Source organism: Neisseria sp. P0017.S009, from assembly GCF_051957375.1.
Lineage (GTDB): Bacteria > Pseudomonadota > Gammaproteobacteria > Burkholderiales > Neisseriaceae > Neisseria > Neisseria perflava.
Genome location: NZ_JBQCWL010000001.1, coordinates 443,969 through 451,659 on the forward strand (window position 1 = coordinate 443,969; position 7,691 = coordinate 451,659).

General features: G+C 39.8%; 4 protein-coding genes. All 4 read left to right on the plus strand.

The genetic code is table 11. From position 1 onward, the window contains the following. Positions 1 to 2: 2 nt before the first annotated feature. The gene (gene tssM / locus ACTHTG_RS02240; RefSeq protein ID WP_049343522.1) at positions 3 to 3,560 is read left to right on the plus strand and encodes a type VI secretion system membrane subunit TssM; all 3,558 of its coding nucleotides are present in this window, start codon (positions 3 to 5) and stop codon (positions 3,558 to 3,560) included. Positions 3,561 to 3,690: 130 nt separating this feature from the next. Beyond that, a complete protein-coding gene (locus ACTHTG_RS02245) occupies positions 3,691 to 5,964 on the plus strand; it encodes a type VI secretion system Vgr family protein (protein WP_004520031.1) in 2,274 nt (757 codons plus the stop codon). A gap of 16 nt (positions 5,965 to 5,980) precedes the next feature. Further along, complete coding sequence (locus ACTHTG_RS02250; protein WP_440360514.1) at positions 5,981 to 7,117, plus strand: DUF2169 family type VI secretion system accessory protein; 1,137 nt, start codon at positions 5,981 to 5,983, stop codon at positions 7,115 to 7,117. Positions 7,118 to 7,197: 80 nt separating this feature from the next. Beyond that, positions 7,198 to 7,691, plus strand: a 494-nt coding sequence (locus ACTHTG_RS02255; RefSeq protein ID WP_440360515.1) for a PAAR-like domain-containing protein, incomplete at its 3' end; no start/stop codon positions are given.

A 7,691-nucleotide genomic window follows, 5' to 3' on the forward strand; every position in this document is an offset into this window, starting at 1 on the left:
ACATGAAAAAAATTATTTATTTTCTAGGTTCTCGCTCTTTATGGGTGATGTTGGGTATTACTGGCCTAATTATATTAGTATGGTTTATTGGCCCATTAATCTCCATAGGTGAAGTTCGCCCCTTAGTAAGCAAAACTATTCGTTTTGCAGTGTGTGCCACTATTATTGGTATTTGGTTGGCTAAAGCTGTATTTCGCCAATATCGTGAATCCCGACGAAACGCTGCTTTATTGAAAGAAATTCGAGCAGCCCAAGAACCTATTTTAAAAAGTGCAAATGATGTTAGCTCTATGAGCCGCCAGTTTGCTGAAATGGACAAAGTATTAAAGAATGCTAAATTTTCTAAATCTAAAAACAGTTTGTTGGCTAGACTAGAAGAAGGTCAATACCTCTATCAAATGCCATGGTATGTTGTCCTAGGGGCAGCAGGATCTGGTAAAACGACTGCACTCAAACGTTCTGGCCTTAACTTCCCCTTAGAGAGCACTTTGGGGACATCTGTAAGTGGCCTAGCAGGTACACGAGATTGTGATTGGTTCCTATCGGATGAAATAGTATTTCTCGATACAGCTGGTAGATTATCTTTACATGACAATCATAGCAGTAAAGATTCTAGTGACTGGGAAGAATTTGTAACGCTGCTACAACGTTACCGACCTAAACAGCCAATAAACGGAGTATTGGTTACTGTAGGCGTAGATGATTTATTGGGCGGAAAAACCAATATAACAGAAATCTCAGTAGAACTGCGTAAAAGAATCCATGAAATGCATACTAAATTAGGTATACATTTTCCAGTTTATCTTATGATAACCAAATTAGATTTATTGCATGGTTTTAATGAATTCTTTAACCATCTAACTGAAGAACAAAGAAATCAATATTTAGGGATTCCTCTATCTAATACAGAAGGAATGGAAACCCCTATCGCTACTGCTTCTAATGCCTTAGCAGATATTGTAGATAAATTACGCTCCTCTATGTTGGGTACTGTTCACCAATTAGAATCCACTGAAGACAAGGCTGCGGCTTTTGCATTCCCTGAGGAGTTCGAGCGTCTTAATCAGGCCGTACTTTCCCTATTTAAAGAACTGTCTAAATCTTCAAAATTTGAGCAACCTATCGCATGGAGAGGTGTTTATTTTTCAAGCTCAACTCAAACAGGACAACATCTCAACCCTATACTGGAAGGTTTGCAAAGTGATTTCCAATTATCTAAAAAATACTTGGATTCAAACCAGGCCTCTACTCAGAATAACGAACATAGCTTTTTCTTAAATAGACTATTTGCTGACGTTATTTTAAGCGAGGCAAATTTGGCTGGTGAGAATAAATCTTGGTTTGTCAAAAAACAAATCTTGTATTGGCTAGGTATTGGAGCTATTGCAACTGTAGTAATCGCATGTTTGACAATGATGTTGAATAGTTACTCCAATAACCAATCATATCTTGAACAGGTTGATAAAAAAGCAACTGACTTAGCTTCAGATGTAAAAAAATATACAGACGGCCCTGATTTACTTAAGGCTGTAACATTTGCTGAACAAGTTAGAGATACAACTACCAGTAAAGAAATTCCAGATTTATTATCCCCTCCGCTCAGCTATCGTATTGGCCTTTATCAAGGCAGCCAAATGAAAGATGTTGGGGAGTCAGCCTATTATAGAATTCTTCAAGACAACGTAATGCCATTAATCAGCTATAAGTTGGATGAACTTCTACGCACAGCTAATGGCTCCAACAATATTAATAGCTATGATGCATTAAAAGCTTATCTTATGATGTTCCACAAAGAACATTTTGATGCTGCTTTTATGCAAAACTGGTTAATGTCCAATTTGTCTAAAACAGAATCATCAGGTATGAGTGACCAACAAAAAAAATCTGTTGAAAAAGCTCTGAATCAGATTCTTTCAAAACAAAGCATTACACCAAGCGTTCCCTATGATGAAGAATTAGTAGAACGTCGTAGACAGGAAATTGCGCAAAGAGACATTGCAACCATGGTATTAGAAGATACCATAAATACAGTTACTCTCTCTGGAAAGGGAGGAGTTACACCTGTATCCTTTTCAAGTATGGGTGGAGTGCAAAGTCACTTGTTATTCCGACGTAAGACTGGTGGAACTCTGAAAGAACCTATTAACTTTATTTATACCAAAGAAGCCTACATTACTAAAGTTTTGCCTGCTATGGTTAAATCTGCAGAGCAGTTTTTTAATGAAGACAACTGGGTATTAGGTGACTATGCTTCTTTAAGTCAAAGCAAGGCATCTGTCCTTTCTGATGCCCAAAGAATCTATTTCAGTAATTACATCAAAGTTTGGAATAGTTATTTATCTGATTTGTCATTAGTAACACCAAAGTCATCACGAGAGAGTACTCAAATTGCTAAGCTGCTATCTGAAAAGAACTCACCTTTAGTCAATATTATTAAAGGAATTAGTGATAATACGACTTTAACTATTGACAAACGAATAACAGAAAAAGCTGGAAGCAAAATTACTGATTGGTTAAATAGAGCGGGACTCTCGAAACTCTTAGAGAGTGAAGAGGGGAATAATGTAAAGAATGAATTAGCTGCTTTAAAACAAGCAACTCCAGTCGATGATGCTTTTGCAGATTTCCATATATTAACTGAAACCACTAATGATCAACCTCCAGCTATTAATAACGTTACAGAAGCTATAAATGATTTATATGTTTATTTAGTTGCCGTTAATGTTGCTGTAGAAAAAGGAGTGGACTTACCACCTGATGATCCTTTCGTAAAATACAAGGCTGAAGTAAATAGACTGCCACCTCCCTTTCGCCAAATGTTAGATAACTTTTCTGAAATTATTCTGAAAAACACTAACAAAATTGTTGATGAAAAAATTTTATCTACTTTAGAAAAACAAATGGCCACATTGACTAATAGTTGTCAAGAAATACATCAACAAGGATACCCTTTCGATAAAGGATCGGAGGACAATGTCGCATTAGAGAGTTTCACCAGTATATTTGGTCCCAATGGTATCTACAGTAAATTTACCAACTTGACTGGTGAAGCTGCCGTATTGGCACGCTCAGAAAAACTGGAAACTTTAACTGCTAAAAATGATGCGTTTAAAGATCGTTTTGCAAAGCTAAATGATATAGCAGACATTCGACAAGGGTATTTTGATAAAGGATCAGAAACTCCTACATTCGACTTTTCAATTAAAGTTTTAATTCTTGATACCAGTTTAGAAAGTGTAAATATTTCATATGCAGGTAAGAGCTATGTATACAGCCATGGTCCTGTAAATCCTGTAACCTTTACTTGGCCATCCAAGAGTGAAAATGCTTTAGCTAAAATAGATATCTCATCTCCCCAAATCAACAGCGCAGGTATTAGTTCAACTGGGCCGTGGTCAATCTTCCGCCTTATTGAAAAAGGTAAAATTATTCGCCAAACAGGAAATACCACTGTTGTCGAATACAATATTAAAGGAAAAAATCTTATACTTGAATTTACTACTTCTACTGCCTTTAATCCATTTAATTTAAGTAAATTACGGAATTTTCAGTGTATTTAAAAGTTTCAATAGAGATGTAAATAATATTATCTAAAATATCACTTCCACATATTTTATCCCTATTTAAAATATAGGATAAAAATACTTCTAACCGGAATATTGGTTTAAGATTGACAAGGAGTTTCCCGAAATGAATAGAACTATCGTTGCTCATACGCCTTTGGGATCACAACTATTATTCAAAAAAATGCTTGGAACAGAATCCGTTTCAAATCTGTTTGAGTTCAATATTACATTGGTCTCCCCAAACCCAAATTTACAAGGCAAAGATATTATTGGTCAGTTTGTAACATTGGAAATTGATACTGAAGCAAGCAGTCCTCGTTACCTAAATGGTCTGGTTACCGATTTCGGTTATATTGGAGAAGATGAGGACGAGGAAGGTTATCATGCCTATACTTGTACCACTCGCCCATTCATGTGGTACCTCACTCAAAATACAGACAGCAGGGTTTTCGTTGATAAGTCCGTATTAGATATCGCTAATGAAGTCTTAGCACCATTCGGATTCCCATACCAGATAAAATGTCAAAAAGGGTATCGAACAAGAGGCTTTTGTGTTCAATATCAAGAAAATAGCTTTGATTTCTTAAACCGCCTATTTGAACAAGAAGGTATCTACTATTATTTTGCCCACAGTAACGGTTCACATGAGCTGGTTATTACTGATGATGTCGGTGTTTTAGAAGCTATTTCATCCCCTAACATCCCCTACCACTCTCGAAATACTGCACCAGGGGCACCAAATATCGCCTATATTGATATTTGGGAAGAACGAGATGCTTTAAAATCTAGTCAATTTGTTACTCGAGAATACAATTATAAAAATGCTAAAGTACCGATGATGTCTTCAGACTCAGTTCATGACTTTAATTCGGTATCTATGGAACACTATGACTTCTACACAGGTTTTAGTGATGTGGCAGAAGCACAAAATTACAGTCAGGTTCGTAGTGAAGATTTGAAAAGCCAAACCAAGATTATTACTGGCTCAGGCACTGCACTGACACTTGCTCCAGGTTATACGTTTATCCTGAGCAAACACCCTCATGCATCTTCTAATACCGAATATACTATTTTAAAAGCTGATTATGATTTCGAAGAGGCAGGCTATACGTCTGGAGACCGTATTGGCAAATTTAGAATTTCATTCCGCGTATTACCTAAATCTTATCCATACCGCCCTCCTCTTAAAACTCCCAAGCCAAAAGTTTTAGGGACACAAGCAGCTACGGTAACAGGACCTGCAGGTGAAGAGGTCTACACCAATGAATATGGCGATATTAAAGTCCAGTTCCACTGGGATCGCTATGGAAAAATGGATGAAAACAGTTCCAACTGGGTACGAGTAACTCAGGGCTCTGCTGGTGCTGGCTATGGCTCTATTAATACACCACGCATTGGCGAAGAAGTACTGGTTGATTTTATTAATGGCGATGCTGATCGACCCATTGTATTAGGCCGTCTGTATAACAGCGCAATGTCGCCACCATGGGGATTTCCTGCTGCAGCTAAGCAATCCGGTATCAAGAGTAAAAGTTTTAACTCTCCATTAGCCAACTTTAACGAACTGATGTTCAATGATACTGCTGGGTCTGAAATGGTCAACTTCCAGGCACAGAAAGACTTGACCTCACTTGTTAAGAATAATGAAACCCGTAACGTCAACAACGACCGAACCACTACAATTGGTAATAATGAAACTGTAACAGTAGTAGGTGATCGAGCTAAAACCGTTCAAAAAAACGAAACTGCCTCAATTACCCAAAACCGTACCAAATCAGTCGGCCAAAACGAAACTTCCAGTATTACCCAAAACCAAAGCATTAGTGTTGGCCAAAACCAAAGTACTTCTGTGGGTAAAGATCAGAGTGTTTCTGTCGCTAAAAATCGAACCCATTCTGTTGGCCTCGATGAAAACATTGGCATCGGAAAAAATCAGGCTTTAACCGTAGGCTTGGATCAAAACGTTTCTATCGGCAAAAATCAAGCATTGACCGTTGGTGCCAATCGTAACAAAACCATTGTATCCAACGAGGTAAGCAGCATTGGTGGCAATAAGCAGGAAACCGTCAGCCTAAATGGTATGAGCAACGTTGGTATCGGACAAATGACCAACATTGGCGCTGGCTATATGCTAAACGTCGGAGGTGGTTGGATGACCAACGTTGTTGGTGCCGAAATGCATAGCGTTGGCCTAGTTATGGGACTTAATGCAGGTTTAAATATTGGCCTTAATGCCGGCAATAAAATTACCTTATCTGCTGGGAGCAAAATTACCCTTCAAGTAGGCAACTCAATGATTGTAATAGATAAAAATAAAATCTCTATCGTTAGTAAAAAAGTTAAGATCGTTGGCACTAATGTAGTAGATATGGATGGTAAAAAAGTCGATATCAACTAGAAGAAAAGGTATATAAATGTTCGAATTGGAGAACTTTACCTGCTTTCATACGCAGCAATTTAAAAACATCGACCAGTTAGATCGAACATATGATGTCGTAGTTGCTAAAGTCAGTTATGAGTTTGAAATCGATCCTGTAACTGGAAAAACCGTACTTAAGTTTGCCCAAACGCAGACGCCTCTTACATTTGCAGATACTTTTTACGGTGAACCATCTCAAACTTCAACTCAGTTTGAAAGCGACTTCTGCCTTTATAAACCTAAAACTGATTTAGTGGTCAATGCAATCGCCTATGCACATGATGACACTCCCGCTCGGCAACTTGCTGTAGCGGTGAGTGTTGGCGATTACCAAAAAAGTCTGGCTCTTACTGGCGAGCGCTACTGGGTAAGGGAGATAGCTGGATGGTCTCTAAGCGAACCAGATCCTATTCTCTCCTTGCCTATCCGCTATGAATTTGCCTTTGGCGGTGGTGCGGTTGAAGACGATCATGAGGGGCATCAGCAAAATCCTGTCGGTATTGGTTATTATCCCAAATCCCAACTCAAACAAAATGGGTTCAAACGGATATTAAAGGCTCACCAGATTTATGACCCAAGCCATCCAGTACGAGATCCTGCTGAAAATGTTGCTCCCGAGGGATTTGGCTTTATGCCCCGTTATTTTGCGCAACGGGCACGACATTCAGGTACTGCCGATGCTGAATGGATAGCTAACCGTGCACCTTTATTGCCGGAAGATTTTTCTATGACTTATTGGAACGGTGCTCATCCTTCCCTTCAATTGCCTCATCTAAAGCCTAACCATATCTATACACTAGGATTTACCGGCATGGTACATTCCTTTCAAGCGCCCAATCAGTATTTTACTGTCGATCTACCGGTAGAGACTGTATTTGTACATGCCCATACCGCATCTAATATGTCTTTGTGTAAAGACATGGTATTGGATACCGTACTCGTTGACGTAGAACAACGTCGCATTGACTGTACATACCGAACTTCTTTTGCAGAAGAGCTGGAAATTTCCGCATGTCAACTCAGGTTTATTGCTCGACATGAACGGGCAGAACAAATTGCAGCCGCAGTTGCATGCCGTATTTCAAAAGACAAATTTATCCCGATACCGCCTTCTCTTGCGGCACTCGCGTAAACAACTAAAAGGCCGTCTGATTCCCAACTAATTGCAGCCAACTTTTCAGACGGCCTCTATATTCACAACAGGAGCACCCCATGGCCGTCAATAAAATCGCCCGTAAAAGCAGCAAGTTCCGCGTTGTCTTTACCGTACCCGATTTCTGCTGGCCGCCTCCGCCCGCTCCCCCTTCCGTTCCGCCCATCCCCTTCCCGCTCTTTGCCGACCTCGGCGGTGCCAAAACCGTCGCCAAAAACGTACGCCTCAACCGCAAACCTGCTTTTGTCTTTAATGCCAGTAAGACGGATAAAACTTATGGCGACGAAATCGCCCTTCCGGGCCGTAAAGGGGTAAAGAGCCGTACTGCCACCAAACCGGCCTGGCCGATGCGCCATTCTTCCTCGGTTAAAATCCGCAAACGCTATATCGTGCGTACCGGCGATATGTTCCATATGAACGGCAAGTTCAGCAAAAGACTCCCCCCTAAAACCTGTCTGTCCTGTAAGGGTGCAGTAGGTGCCGGCCGTCCGGTCAATCCGATACACGGTTTGAAGTTTTTGGAGGGTGAAACCGACTTTGCCTTTGAAGGTAT